General features: G+C 71.7%; 18 protein-coding genes and 1 pseudogene. 13 read left to right on the plus strand and 6 right to left on the minus strand.

The genetic code is table 11. The features are described 5' to 3' along the window. Positions 1–13: 13 nt before the first annotated feature. Positions 14–475: an IS200/IS605 family transposase gene (gene tnpA / locus AC0VYD_RS15020; RefSeq protein WP_475476157.1), complete on the plus strand. Its 462-nt coding sequence runs from the start codon at positions 14–16 to the stop codon at positions 473–475. A 146-nt stretch (positions 476–621) separates the two neighbouring features. Next, a complete protein-coding gene (locus AC0VYD_RS15025) occupies positions 622–1,254 on the plus strand; it encodes a trimeric intracellular cation channel family protein (protein ID WP_475476158.1) in 633 nt (210 codons plus the stop codon). A 20-nt stretch (positions 1,255–1,274) separates the two neighbouring features. Here AC0VYD_RS15025 and AC0VYD_RS15030 read toward each other — a convergent pair whose 3' ends face one another. After that, a complete protein-coding gene (locus AC0VYD_RS15030; RefSeq protein ID WP_475476159.1) occupies positions 1,275–1,685 on the minus strand; it encodes a VOC family protein in 411 nt (136 codons plus the stop codon). A 66-nt stretch (positions 1,686–1,751) separates the two neighbouring features. Further along, the gene (locus AC0VYD_RS15035; RefSeq protein ID WP_475476160.1) at positions 1,752–2,705 is read right to left on the minus strand and encodes a LysR family transcriptional regulator; all 954 of its coding nucleotides are present in this window, start codon (positions 2,703–2,705) and stop codon (positions 1,752–1,754) included. Between the two features lie 109 nt (positions 2,706–2,814). Between AC0VYD_RS15035 and AC0VYD_RS15040 the strand changes: the two genes are divergently transcribed. From AC0VYD_RS15040 to AC0VYD_RS15055, 4 genes are all read left to right on the plus strand, one after another. Beyond that, a complete protein-coding gene (locus AC0VYD_RS15040) occupies positions 2,815–3,738 on the plus strand; it encodes a serine/threonine dehydratase (RefSeq protein WP_475476161.1) in 924 nt (307 codons plus the stop codon). 212 nt (positions 3,739–3,950) lie between these two features. Continuing rightward, the gene (locus AC0VYD_RS15045) at positions 3,951–4,622 is read left to right on the plus strand and encodes a lysophospholipid acyltransferase family protein (protein ID WP_452545387.1); all 672 of its coding nucleotides are present in this window, start codon (positions 3,951–3,953) and stop codon (positions 4,620–4,622) included. Positions 4,623–5,011: 389 nt separating this feature from the next. Next, positions 5,012–6,859, plus strand: a complete 1,848-nt coding sequence (locus AC0VYD_RS15050; RefSeq protein WP_475476162.1) for an ABC transporter ATP-binding protein — start codon at positions 5,012–5,014, stop codon at positions 6,857–6,859. Then, on the plus strand, positions 6,846–8,645 hold the full coding sequence (locus tag AC0VYD_RS15055) for an ABC transporter ATP-binding protein (protein ID WP_475476163.1): 1,800 nt from the start codon (positions 6,846–6,848) through the stop codon (positions 8,643–8,645). The genes AC0VYD_RS15050 and AC0VYD_RS15055 overlap by 14 nt, the downstream gene beginning before the upstream one ends. A gap of 72 nt (positions 8,646–8,717) precedes the next feature. Here the strand turns inward: AC0VYD_RS15055 and AC0VYD_RS15060 are convergent, their stop codons facing one another. Then, on the minus strand, positions 8,718–9,113 hold the full coding sequence (locus AC0VYD_RS15060) for a Fur family transcriptional regulator (protein ID WP_475476164.1): 396 nt from the start codon (positions 9,111–9,113) through the stop codon (positions 8,718–8,720). Between the two features lie 326 nt (positions 9,114–9,439). Beyond that, positions 9,440–9,745: a threonine dehydratase gene (locus AC0VYD_RS15065; protein WP_475476165.1), complete on the minus strand. Its 306-nt coding sequence runs from the start codon at positions 9,743–9,745 to the stop codon at positions 9,440–9,442. A 325-nt stretch (positions 9,746–10,070) separates the two neighbouring features. Between AC0VYD_RS15065 and AC0VYD_RS15070 the strand changes: the two genes are divergently transcribed. Together AC0VYD_RS15070 and AC0VYD_RS15075 are read left to right on the plus strand one after the other, a co-directional pair. Continuing rightward, a complete protein-coding gene (locus AC0VYD_RS15070; protein WP_475476166.1) occupies positions 10,071–10,814 on the plus strand; it encodes a class I SAM-dependent methyltransferase in 744 nt (247 codons plus the stop codon). Positions 10,815–10,818: 4 nt separating this feature from the next. After that, complete coding sequence (locus AC0VYD_RS15075; RefSeq protein ID WP_475476167.1) at positions 10,819–12,036, plus strand: GTP-binding protein; 1,218 nt, start codon at positions 10,819–10,821, stop codon at positions 12,034–12,036. An 86-nt stretch (positions 12,037–12,122) separates the two neighbouring features. On the opposite strand, the pseudogene aztA reads toward AC0VYD_RS15075, so the two are convergent. Next, positions 12,123–12,722, minus strand: a pseudogene (gene aztA, locus AC0VYD_RS15080) (zinc ABC transporter ATP-binding protein AztA); the annotation flags it as partial. 155 nt (positions 12,723–12,877) lie between these two features. On the opposite strand from aztA, the gene aztB reads away from it, so the two are divergent. The 5 genes from aztB to AC0VYD_RS15105 all read left to right on the plus strand — a co-directional run bounded on the left by aztB (position 12,878) and on the right by AC0VYD_RS15105 (position 17,817). Next, entirely contained in the window at positions 12,878–13,759 is an 882-nt protein-coding gene (aztB, locus tag AC0VYD_RS15085) for a zinc ABC transporter permease AztB (RefSeq protein ID WP_475476168.1), read from the plus strand. Next, entirely contained in the window at positions 13,756–14,946 is a 1,191-nt protein-coding gene (locus tag AC0VYD_RS15090; RefSeq protein WP_475476169.1) for a PQQ-binding-like beta-propeller repeat protein, read from the plus strand. The genes aztB and AC0VYD_RS15090 overlap by 4 nt, the downstream gene beginning before the upstream one ends. Beyond that, positions 14,943–15,890, plus strand: a complete 948-nt coding sequence (gene aztC / locus AC0VYD_RS15095) for a zinc ABC transporter substrate-binding protein AztC (RefSeq protein WP_475476170.1) — start codon at positions 14,943–14,945, stop codon at positions 15,888–15,890. The genes AC0VYD_RS15090 and aztC overlap by 4 nt, the downstream gene beginning before the upstream one ends. Before the next feature lie 83 nt (positions 15,891–15,973). Beyond that, positions 15,974–17,161, plus strand: coding sequence for a zinc metallochaperone AztD (gene aztD, locus AC0VYD_RS15100; RefSeq protein WP_475476171.1), 1,188 nt, complete (start codon positions 15,974–15,976; stop codon positions 17,159–17,161). A gap of 74 nt (positions 17,162–17,235) precedes the next feature. After that, the gene (locus tag AC0VYD_RS15105) at positions 17,236–17,817 is read left to right on the plus strand and encodes a hypothetical protein (RefSeq protein WP_475476172.1); all 582 of its coding nucleotides are present in this window, start codon (positions 17,236–17,238) and stop codon (positions 17,815–17,817) included. 282 nt (positions 17,818–18,099) lie between these two features. On the opposite strand, the gene AC0VYD_RS15110 is transcribed toward AC0VYD_RS15105, so the two are convergent. Continuing rightward, a complete protein-coding gene (locus AC0VYD_RS15110; protein WP_475476173.1) occupies positions 18,100–19,035 on the minus strand; it encodes an aldo/keto reductase in 936 nt (311 codons plus the stop codon). Positions 19,036–19,177 lie beyond the last annotated feature (142 nt).

Consider the following 19,177-nt stretch of genomic DNA (forward strand, 5'->3'; position numbering starts at 1 on the left):
GCAGCATTGATCTATGTCACCGCGATGGGAACAAGAACCCGATGTACGCAGGGGAAGAAGCGTCGTCTACAACCTCCACGCGCACTTGGTCTTCACACCGAAGGACCGCCGGGGTGTGTTCGACGACGCCCTGCTCACCCGATGCGAGGAGATCATGCGCGAGGTGTGTGCCGACTTCGGGGCGCAACTGCGCGAGTTCAACGGCGAGATTGACCACGTCCACCTGCTGGTGCACTACCCGCCCAAGGTCGCGTTGTCTCGCCTGGTCGGCTCGCTCAAGGGTGTGTCTGCTCGCAGGCTTCGTCAGGAGTTCACCGGACGGGTCAACCGTGCCAGCACGCACGGACACTTCTGGTCGCCGTCCTATTTCGTCGGCTCGTGTGGTGGGGCGCCGATGTCGATCGTGCGGGAGTACATCGAGAACCAGAAACGTCCCGGTCCCGGTGCTCCAGGGATCGAGCGGCGCTCTACCTAGTCTTGGGGGCGATTCCTCCCGGGGCTGAAGCCCCGGGATTCCTCGCTAAGACACGCTGACATGCGGCGATCGGGTGGCTTCCGTGCTGTACTTCTTGGTTGGCACCCGGCCCGAACCGAAAGGAACCGCCGCCCCGGCGCACACGCATGTCCACCCAGAACATTATTCTCCTCCTCGACCTCATGGGGATCTTCGCGTTCGCCCTCGACGGGGCGCTGACCGCGATCCGCACCGCGAGGGTCGACATCGTCGGGGTGATGGCGCTCGGGGTGGTGACCGCCATCGGCGGCGGCATCATCCGCGACGTCCTGCTCGGTGAGACCCCGGCGACCTTCCAGGACTGGCGGTACCTGGTGACCGCGCTGGCCGGGGGGACGCTGGCGTTCTTCCTCAGCAGCCAGCTCACCCACCTGTCCAAACCGATCCTGCTGTTCGACGCCGCCGGGCTGAGCCTGTTCGCGGTGATCGGGGCGGCCAAGGCCCTGGAGTTCGGTTTCGGCCCGCTCCAGGCGGTCCTGCTGGGTGTCATCACCGGGGTGGGCGGGGGCACCATCCGCGACGTCCTGCTCAACCGGATACCGACGGTGCTCAGCGCCAACTCGCACCTGTACGCGATCCCGGCGATGCTCGCGGCGGGGATCGTGGTCGCCGCGGACCTGGTCGGGTTCTCCGCCGGGTGGATCGCGATCGTGGGCGCGCTGGTGTGCTTCGGCACGCGGGTGCTGTCCCTGCGCTACCGCTGGAACGCCCCGAGCCCGCCCGGGGCGCCGCCGCTGTAGCACCCCGGGCGGGGACCCGGTCAGGGCTGGACCACGACCTGCCAGACGTGCCCGTCCGGGTCGGCGCACAGGGCCGTGTAGCCCCAGGGCTTGCGCTCGGGTTCGGCGAGCACCTCTCCCCCGGCGCCCCGGACACGTTCGACCAGGTCGTCGACCTCCCGTTCGTCGGCAACGGCCATCCCCATGAGGCACTCGCTGGTGCCTGTCCGCGCGAGCTCGCGGCCGTCGCCGAGGACCCAGCCGAAACCGCCCCTGGGGATGAGCAGCAGCACGGTGCGCTGGTCGATCAGGAACATGAGCGGCTCGGGCACGCCGTCCTCGGCGGGTTCACCGACGGGCTCGAAACCGAAGGCCTCGCGGTAGAAGGCCATCGCCCTCCCCCGGTCGTCGATCGGCAGGGCCACGGAAGGGCTGCGGGTGGTCGTGGACACGGGCTGCTCCGTTCGTCGGGATACAGGGCATCATCTCCCCCTACGGACTCCCGGCCGCGGTGAAACTCATCGCGGGTCGGGCCCGGGGCCGTCCCCGTGCGGTTCCGGCGCCCGGCCCGTCCGGAGGGCGCGGGCGGCGGTGCGGCGCAGGGTGGCGACCATGGCGGGCACCGGCTCGGGCGGGCGGCTCCGGTGCACCGTGTAGATCTCCCGGGCCAGGCGGGTGCCGCGCAGCGGCCGGCTGACCCACCCGCCGCCGCGCGCCGCGCCGAGGATGCTCCGCGGGATCAGGGCGACACCTACCCCCGCCTCGATGAGGGCGAGGGCGACCTCGTAGTCGCGGGTCTCGTAGGCGACGGTCAGGCGCACACCGGCAGCCGCTGCGGCGGTGTCCAGGCTGATCCGGTTGTGGATGCCGGGCGCCCCGCAGATCCACTCCTCCCCCGCCAGGTCGGCCAGGGAGAGTTCGTTGTCGGCGATCGGGTGGCCGGTGGGCGCCACCGCCACGAGCGGGTCCACCAGGAGGCGTTCGCGGTGCAGACCGCCGCTGCGGGGCAGGGGAACCCCCGGGTAGCGGTGCGTGACGAGCAGGTCGAGGTCGCCGGAGGAGACCAGGCCGTGGCCGCCTGGCGGTTCGATGTCGGACAGGGACAGGCGCACGTGGGGGTGTTCGTGGCCGAAGGCGGCGAGCGCCTCGGGGAGCAGGACCTTGCCCGCGCTGGCGAAGGCGCCCAGGGACAGGCGACCGGGGCGGTCTCCGGCCACGGCGCGGACCGCGGCCTCGGCGTCACGGAGCTCGCCCAGCACGCGCTCGCCGTGTTCGAGCAGGACCCGTCCGGCCTCGGTGAGGGTGGCGCCGGTGCGACCGCGTTCGACCAGGACGCACCCGACCTCGCGTTCCAGTTTCGTGAGCTGTTGGGACAGGGCCGGAGGGGTGAAGGAGAGCCGGTCCGCGGCGGCGGCGATCGATCCGGCGTGCGCGATCTCCACCAGGACCCGCACCCTGTTGGCGTCCAGCACGGAACGTCCCTCCTCCTCGATCCAATACAAATACTGATACAAAGATCTGCTTAACCTTCTTTAGCAGACCCAACTTTAAGTTAATGCTCGGTAGCGGCAGAGTGGGAACATGAGCACCACGACCGCGCCCGCCGTGCCCACGGCCACCGACGTCCGCGCCGCCGCCGAGCGCATCGCCCCGCACGCCCGCAGGACCCCGGTGCTGCGGACCGAACTCGACGGCCGCCCCCTCACCCTGAAGCTGGAGCAGCTCCAGCTCACGGGGGCGTTCAAGCTGCGGGGCGCCCTCAACGCCCTGATGGGCGGGGAGCCCACCGAGCGGGTGATCACCGCATCCGGCGGCAACCACGGCCTGGGGGTGGCCACGGCCGCGCGGATCCTGGGTGTGCGCGCCACGGTGTACGTGCCCGAGACGGTGCCCGCGGCCAAGGCCGAGCCGCTGACGGCCACCGGTGCGGAGATCGTCCGGGTCGGCGAGCACTACGCGGTGGCCGCCGAGGCCGCCCTGGAGCGGGCCGCCGCCGAGGGTGTGCGCTACCTGCACGCCTTCGACGACGCGCTCGTGGTCGCGGGCCAGGGGACCGTCGGTCTGGAGGTCGCCGCCGACGCGCCCGAGTGCGACTCGATCGTGGTCGCCGTGGGCGGCGGCGGTCTGGCCGCCGGTGTGCGCCTGGGCGCCGAGGGCCGCCGTGTGGTGGCGGTCGAGCCCGAGGGCTGCCAGAGCATGCACGCCGCGCTGGCCGCCGACCACCCGGTCCGGACGCCGGTGGACTCGGTCGCCTCCTCCGCCCTGGGCGCCGCCACCCTGGGCCGGGTGCCCTTCGAGGTGCTGCGCGCCAATCCGGTGACGCCCGCGCTGGTCAGCGACGCCGAGATCATCAGCGCGCAGACCCGCCTGTGGCAGGAGTTCCGTATCGCCACCGAGCCCGCCGCGGCCGTCCCCTTCGCCGCCTGGCTGGCCGGGCGCGTTCCGGGTGAGAACCCGTGCCTGGTCGTGTGCGGTGCCAACGCCGACTGGCGGCTCTCCGGCTGAGGCCGGCGGGCGCGCGTTCGGCCGCGGACGGAGCCGGGCGCGCGGGTGTCGGGCAGGTGTACGGGGCTGGCTCCCGGGGGCCGGTGTCCCTCCTTCCGGGCCCCTCCGGTTAGCCTCGTGACGCAGCGCACTCCGTGTGCGGCAAGTCATTGTTACTGCCCGGTCACCGTTACATTGAGGTCGGCTCCGTCCGACGATAAAAGGGAGAACACGTGCTCTACGGTGCGTTGCGGCAGACCGCGGCGGTCCTCGCCCGGACCCTGTGCCGGCCGACCATCGAGGGCCGTGACAACGTCCCCGCCACCGGGCCGGTGCTCCTGGCCAGCAACCACCTGTCCTTCGTGGACAGCGTCGTCATCCCCCTCTCGGTCACCCAGCGCCGGGTACGTTTCCTCGCCAAGTCCGACTACTTCGAGACCCCCGGCGTCAAGGGAAGGCTCAGCAAGACCGTGTTCAGCTCCCTGGGGGCCATGCCGGTCCGGCGCGGCAACGCGCGCGACGCCATGGTGTCGCTGGAGATGATGCTGGACCGGCTCAACGCCGGCGAGGCCTGCGTGGTCTACCCCGAGGGCACCCGTTCCCGCGACGGCCGCCTCTACCGTGGCCGCACCGGCGTCGCCCACCTCGCCCTGGAGTCCAAGGCCGTGGTCGTGCCGGTGGGGCTCAGCGGCACCCAGGAGGTCCAGCCGATCGGGGCGAACATGCCGCGCCCCCGCCCCTTCACCGTGCGTTTCGGCGAACCGATGGACTTCTCCACCGGGTTCGACCACCTGGCTCCGGCCAGGGCCCGCCGGGTCATCACCGACCGGATCATGGACGCCATCGGCGGCCTCACCGGCCAGGAACGCGTCGGCGCCTACAACGACCACGGCGCCGGGGAGTAGCCCCGGGGCTCTACCGGGGCTCCGTCGCCCTCCCCGCGGGCGGTGCGTACCGGCGGCGGGGAGCAGTGCCCGTGCGCGGCCCGCGTCGCCCGCCTCCCTCCGCGGAACGCTCCTCCGGTCCCTCCGCCCGGGCGCGCCTGGCCGCTCCGCGGGACCGAAGGGTTCGCACCAGGAATGCGGAAAACTCCGAAGGCCTGGTGGGAGCGCTCCCTAAGTCATTTACCGAATATATCCGATTGACCCCGGGACGGAAGCGGAGATAGGTTCGCACGTCGCTGATCCGTCAAGGGGCGGCCGCCTTTCGCTGCCCTCCTTTCCCGCGCCTGGCAGGCGCACCAGACGGCCTGTCCGCAAATCGAGAACCGACATGGGAAAGGACGGTGCACAGGGTGACCCTCCCTGCCTCCGAAGAAGTGGGGCGCCCCGAGAAGAGCAGCCCGAAGACCCTGTTCAGGGCACGGAGGGAATGGGTTTTCTTCGCCACCCTGTGGAAGTCCCACCCGGCGCTGACCGCGGCGTGGTGGGCACTGATCCTGTTCCAGGGGGTCCTTCCCGCCGTCTTCGTCGTGGCGGTCGGCGTGCTCGTCGGCGCCGTCGCCGACGGCGCCCCGCTCCGGACACCGCTGCTCCTGATCGGTGTCGTCTTCGTCCTGATGCAGGTCACGACGCCCCTGCACACCCAGGTCGGCTCGCTGCTGGGCGAACACGTCTCCGACCGCCTGCACGACCGTCTGCTCGTGGCCGCGAATACCCCGGACGGTGTCGCGCACCTGGAGGACCGCGAGCACATGGACGAACTGACCGCCGCCCGCGACTTCGACCTCGGGATGGTCGGCCCGCCCCTGCACCTGTCCATGGGCATCATCGCGGGCGGCCTGGTCGAGGCCGTCGCGGGCCTGGCCCAGGCGGTGGTCCTGGCCGCCTACGCCTGGTGGGCGCCGCTGCTGGTCGGCGGCGCCTGGCTCTCCACCCACTGGCTGCTGCGCGAGAGCACCCGGTGGGACCGCAGCACCGGCGAGGTCCTCGACGCCCAGCGCCGCGCCGAGTACACCTACCGGCTGGCGGTGGACTCACCCGCCGCCAAGGAGATCCGGCTCTTCGGCCTGGCCAGCTGGCTGACCGACCGCTTCGCCGCGGACCGGCGCTCCCTGGTCGAACTGCGCTGGCAGGCCACCCGGCTGCGGCGCAAGCCGATGCGCTGGACCGTGGTGGTCCTGGCCGTCTCGGGAGGGCTGTTCTTCTGGTCCCTGGGAGGCGACGCCGCCTCGGGCGCCGTCGGCCTGGGCCAGGTGAGCACCTTCGCCTACGCGGCCGTCGGCGCGAGCGCCCTGGCCTTCGGCGGCCTGAACTGGGCCCTGTCCCTGGCCGCCGACGGCGTGGCGTCGGTGCTGCGGGTGGAGCAGGCGATGTCCGCCAGCACCGCGGCCCGCGGTGTGGTCTCCGGGCGGGCCCCGGCGGAGGGCATGCCCGCGGCGCAGATCAGGTTCCGCGACGTGACCTTCTCCTACCCGGGCATGTCCGCGCCGGTCCTGGACGGTCTCGACCTCACCGTTCCGGCCGGGGGTTCGCTGGCCGTGGTCGGCGTCAACGGCGCGGGCAAGTCCACCCTCGTCAAGCTGCTGTGCCGCCTCTACGACCCGGTCTCGGGAACGGTCGAGGTCGACGGCACCGACCTGAGGGACCTGGACGTGGAGTCCTGGCGCCGCCGCCTCAGCGCCGTCTTCCAGGACTTCGTCCGCTACGAGCTGCCGCTCAGGGACAACGTCGCCCCCCTGGGTGCCGCCCCCGAACAGGTCCTCGACGCCCTGGCGGTCGCCGGGGCCACGGACCTGCGCGATCTGGACACGGTGCTCTCCCCCGGGTACGCCAACGGCACCGACCTGTCCGGCGGGCAGTGGCAGCGGGTCGCCCTGGCCCGGGTGCTGTGCGCCGTACGCCAAGGGGCGGGCGTGGTGGTCCTGGACGAGCCCACGGCCCAACTGGACGTGCGCGGGGAGGCCGAGGTCTTCGACCGGGTGCTGGAAGCCACCCGCGGGTGCACGACCATCCTGATCTCGCACCGCTTCTCCACGGTCCGCCGCGCCGACCGGATCTGCGTCGTGGACCGGGGCAAGGTCATCGAAACCGGCAGCCACGACGAACTCATGGCCCTCCAGGGCACCTACGCACGACTCTTCCGCCTCCAGGCCGCGCGGTTCAACGAGGAACAGGACGGAGCCGGCCGTGCCGACCGATGACCACCCCCTGCCCTCCTCCTGGCGGGCGCTGGCCCGCACGCTGCGGTTGGGCTGGACGGCCTCACCGGGGCTCATCGCCGTCGCGTTCGCCACCACGGTCGGCACCGCCCTGCCCGACGTGCTGATCGCCGCCGTTCTGGCGATGCTCACCGAGGCGGTGGTCTCCGGCGGCCCCGTCGACATGGTCACCGCCGCCGTGCTCCTGGGCGCGCTGGCCGCCCTGAGCTGGCTGTTGCGCGTGGTGAGTGAGCGGGCCAACCGCCGTTTCGCCGACCGCGCCGCGGTGTTCACCGAAGCGCACGTGGTGCGGCTGCAGAGCGGCGTCCCCTCCCTGGAGCACCACGAGCGCCCCGCCTACGTCAACCGCTCCCAGCTGCTGCGCGACCACGCGGACACGCTCAGCGAGGTCTACCAGTACCTGTTCCAGGCGATCGGCGCCCTGCTGCGCCTGGGCCTGACCATGGCCCTGCTGATGACCGTCCACCCCCTGCTCGGGCTGCTGTGCCTGTTCGCGGTGCCCACCGCCCTGGTCTCCCACTGGCGGGGCGGGGTGGAGCACGCGCTGGAGGAGAGGACCGGACACCACGAGCGGTTGGCGCGGCACTTCTTCCTGCTCGGAACCAGGGCCTCCCCCGGACGTGAGCTGCGGGTCGGCCGGGCCCGGGAACGGGTGCGCGCGGGGCGCCACCAGGCCTGGGCCGCACGCCACCGGGCCGTGTCCCGGGCCCGCTGGACCACCACGGCGTGGCGGGCGGCGGCGCTGGCGGTCTTCGGCGGCGCGTTCATGGGCTCCCTCGCCTGGACGGCACTGGGCGGCGGTTCTGCGGCCGAGGTCGTCCTGCTGCTCAGTGCCGGCAGCCGCCTGGCCCAGTACATCGGCCAGACGCTCAACCAGGTCCACTTCCTGCGCACGATCTGGTTGGAGGGAGGGCGCCGCCTGCTGTGGCTGGAGGAGCTGGCCGCCGCCTCCGCCGAGCGGACCGTGGAGCCGGTACCCGAGCGGATGAGCTCCGGCATCACCCTGGAGAACGTCTCCTTCGGCTACCCCGGGACGGACCGGCCGGTTCTGGACGAGGTCACGCTCGACCTGCCCGCGGGAGCGGTGGTAGCCGTCGTCGGCGAGAACGGGGCGGGCAAGTCCACCCTGGTCAAGCTGCTCGCGAAGATGTACGAACCCGACTCCGGGCGGATCCTCGTTGACGGGCACGACCTGGCCGGCATGGCGGCCGACGCCTGGCGCAGGCGGCTCTCCGGCGCCTTCCAGGACTTCGCGCGCTTGGAGTACCCGCTGCGGCTGTCCGTCGGCCTGGGCGACCTGCCCCGGTCCGGGGACGAGAGCGCCGTCGACCGGGCGGTCGGGCGCGCCGACGCCCGCACCCTGGTCGAGGGGCTCGACCGGGGGCTGGACACCCAGCTCGGCAACACCTGGGCCCAGGGGGCCGAACTGTCCGAGGGGCAGTGGCAGAAGGTCGCGCTCGCCCGCGGCTACATGCGCGACCACCCGCTGCTGCTGCTCCTGGACGAGCCCGCCTCCGCCCTGGACGCCGAGACCGAGCACCTGTTGTTCGAGCGGTACGCCGAGCGCGCCCGTGCCCTCAGGGACCGGGACCGCATCACCCTCCTGGTCTCGCACCGCTACTCCACCGTGCGCATGGCCGACCACATCGTCGTCATGGACGGAGCCCGGATCTGCGAGCAGGGCACCCACGCCGAACTGATGGAGCTCGGCGGGCGCTACGCCGAGCTGTACGGAATCCAGGCCCGCGCCTACCGCGTCGAACGGTGATCGCGGAACCCCGCCGGTGCCGACCGGGGCGGGTCTGAGGGGCCGACGGGTCAGCGGCGGACCGCGGACGGTTCAGCGGCAGCGCGGACAGACACCCGTCAGTTCGAAGGAGTAGTCGAGCTCACCGAACCCGCTCGTGCCCCGGACCCTCTCCGCGACCTCGGCGACCTCGGCGAGGTGGGCGATCTCCTCCACCCTCCCGCAGAGTCGGCAGAACAGGTGGTGATGCCGGGACGGGGTCCGGCACCGGCGGTACAGGCGCTCCCCGTCCGGGGAGTGGACGGTGTCGAGCAGCTCCTCCTGCGCCATCCGGTGGACCGTGCGGTAGACGGTGGACAGGCTCGGGCTGCCCGGGGCGGAGGGCAGTGCCCGTTCCATCTCCCGGTGGATCTCACGGCAGCTGAGGAACCGCGCCCCGTGCCCGAGAACCTTGAGTACGGCTTCCTCGTACCTGGGGGTCTTGACCATGTCAGCACACTGCCCAAAACGGCGCTGCTGCGAGCAGGGGGCCGAACCGGCACCGGCATCGCCCTTCGAACACGGGGAGAACTCCTGGGGTGATCACGACTCGGTCTTTCGAAAATGATTATCAGTACCATAGCACGCACAAGCCGACCCCACCCGGGGGACCGGGCGCTTCGGATCGGTGTACAGTGTGAAAACGATTTTCATTTTCGAACAAAGGCGCTGACTCGGGGACACCCCGTGGGCGGGCCCGGGCACAGGACCGGGCCGACCGTTCGCGATCCGGCCGCCCCGGGGGTTCGGCGGAGCCACCCCCGTCCCGGGCCGGGTCAGTGCTCCGAGTGCTCGTCCCAGTGCCCGTCGTGCTCACGGTGGAGGTGGCCGTCGTGAACGTAGTCCACGTGGTCCTCATGCGGCACGGCCACGTGCCCGCAGCCCTGCCCGTGCTCGTGCGCGTGGTCCTCGTGCACGGCACACCCCTCGGCACGGCACTCGTCCCAGTGCCCGTCGTGCTCGTGGTGGAGGTGTCCGTCGTGGGCGTAGTCCACATGGCCCTGGTGCGGCACGGCCACGTGCCCGCAGCCCTGCCCGTGCTCGTGCGCGTGGTCCTCGTGCACGGAATGCGTGACGGCCATGTCTCCCCCAGTTTTTCTGCGCCCGTCGTTTTCCCGGAAACAAGAACAACGTATCCATCAAAAACAGGCCACTTCAAGAAGGAGCGGAAGCCATGTCGAGGTTTTAACCCCCATTTGAACCAACACCGGATCCGTCCCACCAACCAGAGCACCCGAAACCACAGCTCACACCGCATTCTGCGAATACGGAAACCATTATCACCACGCACGGAAGAAGCACCGGAATCCGAGACGGCGTCCGAGGGGCGCCGGATTTCCAAAAATTCGACAGCATCCGGCACACACTCGCCCACCAACTGAAGTGATCCCGCCCAGGAGGTTCACCTTGTCCGAACACGACGACCCCTACGACCGCTCCGGCCAGTTCCTCGACCTCATGATCGCTACCTGGTGGGAGCACAACGGCGCGACCGTCGCCGAAGCCCTGAAGGACCTGCCGACCGACGCGGGCCCTGTGGTCGACGCGGGCGCCGGCGGCGGGCAGGGCACCAGGCTCATCGCCCGTACCCTTCCCCACACGCACGTCCTGGCGGTCGAACCCTCGCTCCTGCTGAGGTCGGTCCTGCTCTCCCGCGTGTTCGAGGACCCGGACCTGCGCGACCGGGTGACCGTGGACGGCGACGACCTGCTCGCGGCCCGCCTGCCGGACCGGATCGGCGGCCTGGTGGCGGCCAACCTCATCGGCCACTTCAGCCCGCACGAGCGCGACCGGCTCTGGGAGGACCTGTCGACCCGTCTCGCACCGGGGGCGTTCGCGCTGCTCAACCTGCCCGCGCCGGTCGAGCCCGAACGCGTGGAACGCGCCCGGATGAGCGAGCTCCACGTCGGCACCCGCTCCTACGTGGGCTGGGCGGGCGCCGAACCGGCCGGACCGGAACGGATCTCCTGGCACATGACCTACGAGGTCCACGAGAGCGACCGGCTCGTCAGCCGCGACGAGGTCCACTACGACTGGTGGACGGTCTCCGAGAAAGCGCTGCGGGCCGAGGCCGCCCCGCACGGCCTGCGGGTACTGCCCCACGGTCCGCCCGAGGCCGGCCTGTACAAGGTTCTCCGGGAGGAGGGGTAGGACCATGGGTTCCGAGAACACTCCGGCCGCGCTTCCGGTGACCGTACTCTCCGGTTTCCTGGGCGCTGGCAAGACCACCCTGCTCAACCACCTGCTGGCGAACCTGGACGGTGTGCGGGTGGCGGTGATCGTCAACGACATGAGCGAGGTCAACATCGACGCCGACCTCGTCCGGGGCGAGGGACACCTGTCCCGGACCGACGAGCGCCTGGTGGAGATGACCAACGGGTGCATCTGCTGCACCCTGCGCGACGACCTGCTGGAGGAGGTCGCCGAACTCGCCCGCCGGGGGCGCTTCGACCACCTGCTCATCGAGTCCAGCGGCATCTCCGAGCCGATGCCCGTGGCGGCCACCTTCGCCGTGCCCGGTCCCGACGGCGCCCCCCTGTTGGAGGGCGCGCGGTTGGACACCATGGCCTCGCTGGTCGACGCCGCTGGTTTCCTGCGCGAACTCGACGCCGGAGACGACCTGGTCGCCAGGGGGTTGGACGCCTACGAGGACGACGAGCGCACGGTCAGCGACCTGCTGGTCGACCAGGTGGAGTTCGCCGACCTCGTGCTGGTCAACAAGGTCGACCTGGTCACGGCGGAACAGGCCGACCGGGTGGAGGCCGCGGTGCGGCGGCTCAACCCCCTGGCGCGGGTACTGCGCGTCGAACACGGCCGGGTGGATCCGGCCGAGCTGGTGGGGGCCGACCGGTTCGACCCCGAGCGTGCCGCACGGGCCCCGGGATGGGTGTCCGAGCTCAACGGGGACCACGTGCCCGAGACCGAGGAGTACGGGATCTCCAGCCTGGTGTTCCGGGCTGAGCGGCCCTTCCATCCGGAGCGGCTGTGGACGCTGGTCTCTTCCGGGTTCGAGGAGCACGGGTTCGGCACGGTCCTGCGCACCAAGGGGTTCTTCTGGCTGGCGAGTCGGCCCCGGATGACGGGGTTGTGGTCCCAGGCCGGTCCGGTGGCCCGGTTCGAGCCCGCGGGGGTGTGGGACCCGGCCGACGGCCCGGCCCTGGGGTACTCGCCCCAGGACCTGATGACCGAGGACGCGGTGGAACCCCGCCAGGAGCTGGTGTTCATCGGCACGGGACTACGCCGTGACGCTCTGCGGAGCGCGCTGGAGTCGTGCCTGCTGACCGATGACGAACTCCACTCCCCCTGGGAAGGGCTCGCCGATCCCTTCCCCGAGTGGGACGTGCTCGGCATGCACGCCCACAGCCACGCCTGAGACCGCGCCCGACCCACCCGCCCCACCCATGTCGGTGGGGCGGGTCCCCGGCGGGCCCGCCACCGACACGGGCGCCGGTGGCGGTCTCACCGCGCCGAGGGAACGCCCCCGGCCGACGGCGCGGTGGCTTCCGGGGACCCCGAGTCGACCACCCGGCCCTGGTCCAGGACCAGACGGTGGTCGGCCTCGGCCGCCTCGTCGGAGAAGTGCGTGGCGTGCACGACGGTGACCTGCCCCCTGAGCGTGGCCAGCACCCGCGCGATCTGCTCCCTGGCCTCCCGGTCCAGCCCGGCGGAGGGCTCGTCCAACAGCAACAGGTCGGCTTCCTGGGCCAGACCCTGGGCGATCAGCGCCCGTTGCCGCTGACCGCCGGAGAGCTCCCCCAGCTGGCGCCCGGCCAGGTCGGTGATGCCCACCCGCTCCATCGAGCGCTCCACCACCGTGCGGTCGCGCCGGGCCAGCGCCCGCCACGGACCGCGGTGTGCCCAACGCCCCATCGAGACGGCGCCGCGCACGGTCAGGGGCAGGGTGTCGGGGACTGCGCTGCGCTGCAGGACGAAGGCCGGTCGGGGGCGGGAGGGGCCGGACACCTCCCCGGCCCGGGGTCGGAGCGTGCCCGCCAGAACCGCGAGGAGGGTGGACTTGCCCGCGCCGTTGGAGCCAACCAGCGCGGTGACCCCTCCCCGCGGGAGGCGGGCGTCGATCCCCCTCAGCACGTCCTCACCGCCGTACCCCGCGTACACGCCCCGCAACTCGGTGTGGATCATCCGTTCCCTCCGCACTCGTCCGCCTCCGACCCAATGTGCAAATGATAATGGTTATCATTGTAGAGTGTCGCACCATGGAAGCACTGATCGACCCGTTCGGGGTCACCTTCGTCCAGCGCGCGCTGTGGGGAGGCATCCTCGTCTCCCTGATCTGCGCGATCGCGGGGACCTGGGTGGTCCTGCGCGGGATGGCGTTCCTCGGGGACGCGATGTCACACGGCATGCTCCCCGGGGTGGCTCTGGCCGCCCTGCTCGGCCAGAGCCTCTTCCTCGGCGCCGCCCTGGCGGCCGGGGCCATGGCCGTCGGCGTGACACTGCTGAGCCGCTCGCCCCGCCTGTCCCGGGACACGAGCATCGGGCTGCTGTTCGTGGGGATGCTCTCGGTCGGCGTGATCGTCGTCTCCCACTCCGCCACGTTCGCCGTGGACCTGACCGCGTTCCTCTTCGGCGACGTCCTCGCCGTGCGCGAACGCGACCTGCTCCACCTGGGTCTCTGCCTCGCGGTGGCGCTGGTGGTGGCGGTCCTGGGCCACCGCGCCTTCATGGCCCTGGCCTTCGACCCGCGCAAGGCCCACACCCTGGGCCTGGCACCGCGCGCCGCGCACGCCGCCCTGCTGGGCCTGGTCACCCTCGCGGTGGTCGCCTCCTTCCACGTCGTCGGCACCCTGCTGGTCTTCGGGCTGCTGATCGCACCCCCGGCGGCCGCCGTCCTGTGGGCGCGGAGCGTACCGATGATCATGTGCCTGGCGGCGCTGCTGGGATCGGTCGCCACCTTCGTGGGGCTGCTGGCCTCCTGGCACTGGGAGACGGCGGCCGGAGCCAGCATCGCCGCGACGGCCGTGGCCCTGTTCTTCGTCTCGGTGGCGGCCTCCGCCCTGCACACGCGGACAGCGCACCGAAAACGTCAGCACACCCCCTCCCACCACCATCACCAAGAGAGGCCGGTGTCCCCTTGAGACCCGAGAAGACCACCATGACCGCAGGGGCCGTGGGGCTGTGCGCCCTGCTCCTGGCCGGTTGTTCCAACGCCGCACCACAGGAGGGCGGGCCCGAGGCCGAGGAGACGCCGCACGGCTACGTCGAGGGGGCCGAGGAGACCGCAGAACCCCAGTCCCGCCTGGTCCTGGCCGACACCGCCAGCGGGGAGGTACGCCTGCTGGACCTGCTCACCGAGGAGGTCACCGAGCTGGGACAGGTCCCGGGTGCGGACGGCATCACCGGAGACGGCCGTTTCGCTTACCTTCATTCATCCGGTGATGGGACAACTGAGGTGTTCGACAGCGGCGTGTGGACCGTGGACCACGGCGACCACGACCACTACTACCGGACCGGCGCCGGACACGTCGGCGCCCTGGACGGCGCCACCGCCTCCGACGTGGTCACCGACACCGCCCTGACCTCGGTCACCGGCACCGGGGGCACCTCCCTGGTCCTGGACCGCGCGGAGCTGCAGGAGGGAACGGTCACCATCGCCGACCAGCTCCCCGAGGACGCGGTCACCGCCCTGCCCTACGCGGGACGCCTGCTCCTCATCGACGCCTCCGACGGCACGGTCGGATCCGTGGACCGGGACGGAGAGCAGAACGAGACCCTCGACGAGACCTGCACCGCCCCGCGCGGGGCCGCCGTCACCCGTCGCGGCCTGGTCGTGGGATGCGAGGAGGGCACCCTGCACGTCACCGAGGAGGACAGCTCCCTGGACGCCGGGATCCTCCCCCACCCGGAGTCCGGCCGGACCGAGTCCTTCCAGCACCGGCCCGGGTCGGCCGTCCTGGCCTCGCTGTCCACCGAAGGCGACCTGTGGGTCCTGGACCTGGCGGCGGCCGAGTGGCGCGAACTCGACCACACCGGCGCCGTGTCGGTGACCGCTGTCGGCGAAGGAGCACCCGTGCTCGCCCTGGACGGCGACGGCACCCTGCACTCCCTCGACCCCGGGACCGGGCAGGAGAGGGCCGCCACCCCGCTGCTGGACTCCGTCGACCCCGACCGGCCGCCCGCGCTCCGGGCGGACACCTCCCGCGTCTACGTCAACGACGCCGGGGCCGGGCTGGTCCACGAGCTCGACTACAACGACGACCTCCGGGTGGCCCGCACCTTCGAGGTGGGCATCGCGCCGCACCTGATGGTCGAGACGGGACGGTGACCGGCGTGCAGCAGCGACACACCCCGGCCGCGCGCATCCGCGCCGCGGCCACGGCCGCCGTCCTCCTCGCCGCCCTGACCGCCTGTGCCCCCGGCACCGGCGGCGGCGGCGGGGAGATCGTGGTGACCACCAACATCCTCGGCGACATCACCCGGGAGGTCGTCGGCGGAGAGGCCGAGGTCACCGTCCTGATGAAACCCGACGCGGACCCGCACTCGTTCGGGATCTCCGCGCAGGAGGCCGCGACCCTGGAGAACGCCGACCTGGTCGTGTACAACGGCCTGGGCCTGGAGGAGGGGATAGCGCGCAACGTCGCCGCCGCAGAGGAGGCGGGGGCGCCCGCCCTGGAGGTCGGCGCGAACGTCGACCCGCTCCCGTACGCCTCCGACGAGAGCGAGGGCGAGCCGGACCCGCACTTCTGGACCGACCCCGAACGCGTACTCACCGCCGTCGACCTGATCACCGAACACGTGGTCGAGGAGGTCGAGGGGGTGGACGCCGAGGCGGTACGCGCCAACGCCGAGGCCTACGCGGTCCAGGTGGCCGAACTCGACGCCTGGATGGCCGAGGAGTTCGCGGCCCTGCCCGAGGAGAACCGCAGGCTGGTGACCAACCACCACGTCTTCGGCTACCTCGCCGACCGCTACGGCTTCGAGGTGGTCGGGGCCGTCATCCCCAGCGGGACCACCCTGGCCTCCCCCAGCACCTCCGACCTCAAGGACCTGTCCGACGCCGTCGCGGAGGCCGGGGTCTCCGCGGTCTTCGCCGACTCCTCCCAACCCGACCGGCTGGCCACCGTCATGGCCGAGGAGGCGGGCGTGGAGATCGAGGTCGTCCCGCTCTTCTCCGAGTCCCTGAGCCGGGAGGGCGGGGGCGCAGCCACCTACCTGGAGATGATGCGCGCCAACACCGAAGCCATCGCCGCCGGACTCGGCGGCGACTGATCCGGGGCTCCGGCCCCGGACCCCGGGCCGCGGACACCCCACCGCCGCGGCAGACCACCCCGCACCAGAACCGAGAGAGAACCATGCGAACACGACTCCACCCCCGCCAGGCGGCACTGCCCGTCCTGCTGTCCGCGGGACTCCTGCTGACCGCCTGCGGCAGCGGGGACGACGCGGCCACCGAAGCCGGGTCCGAGCAGCCCGGGGAGAGCGCCGGCCGGGTGAACGAGCCGATCGTCACCACCTACGACGGCGGCCTCTACGTCCTGGACGGCCAGACCCTGGAGGTGGTCGAGGACATCGAGCTGGAGGGCTTCAACCGCATCAACCCGGCCGGGGACGACCGGCACGTACTCGTCTCCACCTCCGAGGGCTTCCAGGTCCTGGACGCGGCGGGCGCGGAGCTGACCGACACCGTCTTCGCCGCCGAGGCCCCCGGCCACGTCGTCCGGCACGCGGACCGCACCGTGCTGTTCGCCGACGGCACCGGCGAGGTGACCGCCTTCGACACCGGCACGCTCGGCGACGGCGTCCCCGAGGACCTCGACGTGTACACCGCAGATGAGGCCCACCACGGTGTGGCCGTCGAACTGTCCGGCGGGGAACTCCTGGTCACCCTCGGCGACGAGGAGGAGCGCGTGGGCGCCCTCGTCCTGGACGGGGACCGGGAGGAGATCGCCCGCAACGAACAGTGCCCCGGCGTGCACGGGGAGACCACCGCCGAGGGTGAGGCCGTCGTCATCGGCTGCGAGGACGGTGTCCTGATCTACCAGGACGGCGAGTTCACCAAGGTGGACAGCGAGGACGACTACGGCCGGATCGGCAACCAGGCCGGTTCGGAGGGCTCCCCGATCGTCCTGGGCGACTACAAGACCGACCCCGATGCCGAACTGGAGCGCCCCGAGCGGATCGCCCTCGTCGACACCGCCGACGCCTCCCTGTCCCTGGTCGACCTGCCCTCCAGCTACACGTTCCGCTCCCTGGGCCGGGGGCCGGACGGCGAGGCCCTGGTGCTGGGCACCGACGGCGCCCTGCACGTGATCGACCCCGAGGCGGGCGAGATCACCGAGAGCATCGAGCTGATGGAGTCCTGGGAGGAGCCCCTGGAGTGGCAGCAGCCCCGCCCGGCCCTGTTCGTGCGCGGCGGCACCGCCTACGTGACCGACACGGCCACCGACCAGGTGCACGCCGTGGACCTGGCCTCCGGTGAGGTCACCGGCTCGGTGACCCTGGAGGAGACCCCCAACGAGCTCAGCGGGGTCGCCCACTAGCCTGTCGCTTGCCCGCGGGCCCGTGACCGGACACCCTCCCGGTCACGGGCCCCGTCGTCACGCAGAGGAGAACCATGACGGAGCTCGCCGACAACACCGACTCGTTCGTCTTCGCCGCCCTCCTTCTCCTGGCATGCGTCATCACCTCCGCGTTGGCGAGTGTTCTCCTCCGCCCACGGGGCGGCCTGAGACCCCGTGCCGCAGTGGTCCTGGTCGGGATCCTTCTTTCCTGCTACGCGATCGCTGCGATCCGCCCCTGGCTTGGTCGGGGCGACATCCTCGCCTACCCGCCACGCCTGGTAATCGACCTCGAAAAGGCACTTTCGTTCAGTGACGCCGCAGAGCAGTCCGTGCTCTACGGCGTTTTGTTCGTCCCCCTGGGAACAGCCGTGGCCGCCGCCTCCAGGGACTACAGGATCCTCGTGGCGACAGCACTCGGGTTCCCGTTGGCCATCGAAGCCGCCCAGGTCCTTCTGGGCACGGGACGGGTGGCCAGCACCCTCGACTACCTGTCCGCCGGCACGGGCATTCTGCTGGGGATGGGTTCCTTTCTCGCCGTGGACGCGGTCGTGCAGAAGCTGACCGGCGCCCCGCACGCCCGCCAGCGCGTCGAAACCGTACGGCGCTCGGAGCCCACCCCGAACGCCCCCTCCTAAGCCGCAACCGGGGCCCGGTGTCCCAGAAACCGGAAAACTCCTGTGCCCGGATGGGGTGCGGACCAGTCGGGCCCTGTCCCAGCGGCCTTTGCGGACAGAGAACGGTTCGAGGTCTTCACTCGTGCGCGTTCGCATGCGCTCATGTGACCTCGCACACGAACAGACGAGACCTCCGTGAGGAAGGCCGCGGCCGACCCGGATCCGCGCCGTCCGCGGCCCGGCGACGGGGCCTTCCGGGAAGCCCGGACCCCGGGGCGTTCGGGCTCCCCGGGGCCGCCGGGTTCAGGGGACGCGGTGGCCCGCGGCGCGGGTCAGCTCGTACCACTCGGGGCGGGTCAGGGCAAGCTCCGACCCCTGGGCCGCACCGGTCACCCGTTCCGGGGTGGTGGTGCCGAGCACGACCTGCATCCGGGCGGGGTGCCGGGTGATCCACGCGGTGGCGACGGCGATCGGCGGCACCCCGTACCGCTCGGCGAGGCGGTCGATGACCGCGTTGAGCTCCGCGTACTCGGGCGAGTCCAGGAACACGCCGCTGAAGAAGCCCGCCTGGAACGGCGACCAGGCCTGCACGGTGATGTCGTGCAGGCGGGCGTGGTCGAGCACACCGCCGCCGTCCAGGGTGGCCGACTGCGGTTCGCCGACCATGTTCGCGGCCAGCCCCTGCGTGATGATCGGAGCGTGGGTGAGCGAGAGCTGGAGCTGGTTCACCGCGATCGGTTGGCGCACGTAGCGGCGCAGCAGGTCGACCTGGCGGGGCGTGTGGTTGGAGACCCCGAAGGCGCGCACCTTCCCGGCCGACTCCAGGTCGTCGAAGGCGCGGGCGACCTCCTCGGGTTCGACGAGCGCGTCGGGCCGGTGCAGCAGCAGAATGTCGACGTAGTCGGTGCCCAGGGCGCGCAGCGAGCCCTCGACCGAGGCGACGATGTGTGCGTGGGAGTGGTCGAAGTAGGGTCCCTCCGGGACGATGCCCGCCTTGGTCTGGATGGTGAGGGCGTCGCGTTCGGCCGGGGTCAGTCGCATCGCCTCGGCGAAGCGGCGTTCGCAGGCGTGCGTCGTCGGGCCGTAGATGTCGGCGTGGTCGACGAAGTCGACGCCCGCCTCGCGGGCGGCGCGCACCAGGGCGCGGATCTGGTCGTCGGACTTGTCGGCGATGCGCATCAGGCCGAGCACGACGTTGGGGGCGGTGATGTCCGTCCCGGGCAGGGTGAAGGTCTTCACGGTCTTCCTTCCGGTCGGGCGCTCACGTTAGAGGCCGGTCGGACTCAAGTCCAACAGGCGGACGCTGGCCCGGGGGCCGGTGGTGGCCGCCGCTGGCCCGGCGGCCACCACCGGGCTCCGTTCCCGACCCGCCGCCCGGTCC

The sequence above is a fragment of the Nocardiopsis sp. iso_40 genome (assembly GCF_056173285.1).

What these genes read in the sequence shown, in the direction of transcription:
- AC0VYD_RS15040 (WP_475476161.1), top strand. Translation starts at nt 2,815, where the DNA reads ATGAGCACCACGACCGCGCCCGCCGTGCCCACGGCCACCGACGTCCGC.
- aztB (WP_475476168.1), top strand. Translation starts at nt 12,878, where the DNA reads ATGGAAGCACTGATCGACCCGTTCGGGGTCACCTTCGTCCAGCGCGCG.
- AC0VYD_RS15025 (WP_475476158.1), top strand. Translation starts at nt 622, where the DNA reads ATGTCCACCCAGAACATTATTCTCCTCCTCGACCTCATGGGGATCTTC.
- AC0VYD_RS15060 (WP_475476164.1), bottom strand. Translation starts at nt 9,113, where the DNA reads ATGGTCAAGACCCCCAGGTACGAGGAAGCCGTACTCAAGGTTCTCGGG.
- AC0VYD_RS15105 (WP_475476172.1), top strand. Translation starts at nt 17,236, where the DNA reads ATGACGGAGCTCGCCGACAACACCGACTCGTTCGTCTTCGCCGCCCTC.
- aztD (WP_475476171.1), top strand. Translation starts at nt 15,974, where the DNA reads ATGCGAACACGACTCCACCCCCGCCAGGCGGCACTGCCCGTCCTGCTG.
- AC0VYD_RS15075 (WP_475476167.1), top strand. Translation starts at nt 10,819, where the DNA reads ATGGGTTCCGAGAACACTCCGGCCGCGCTTCCGGTGACCGTACTCTCC.
- AC0VYD_RS15065 (WP_475476165.1), bottom strand. Translation starts at nt 9,745, where the DNA reads ATGGCCGTCACGCATTCCGTGCACGAGGACCACGCGCACGAGCACGGG.
- tnpA (WP_475476157.1), top strand. Translation starts at nt 14, where the DNA reads ATGTCACCGCGATGGGAACAAGAACCCGATGTACGCAGGGGAAGAAGC.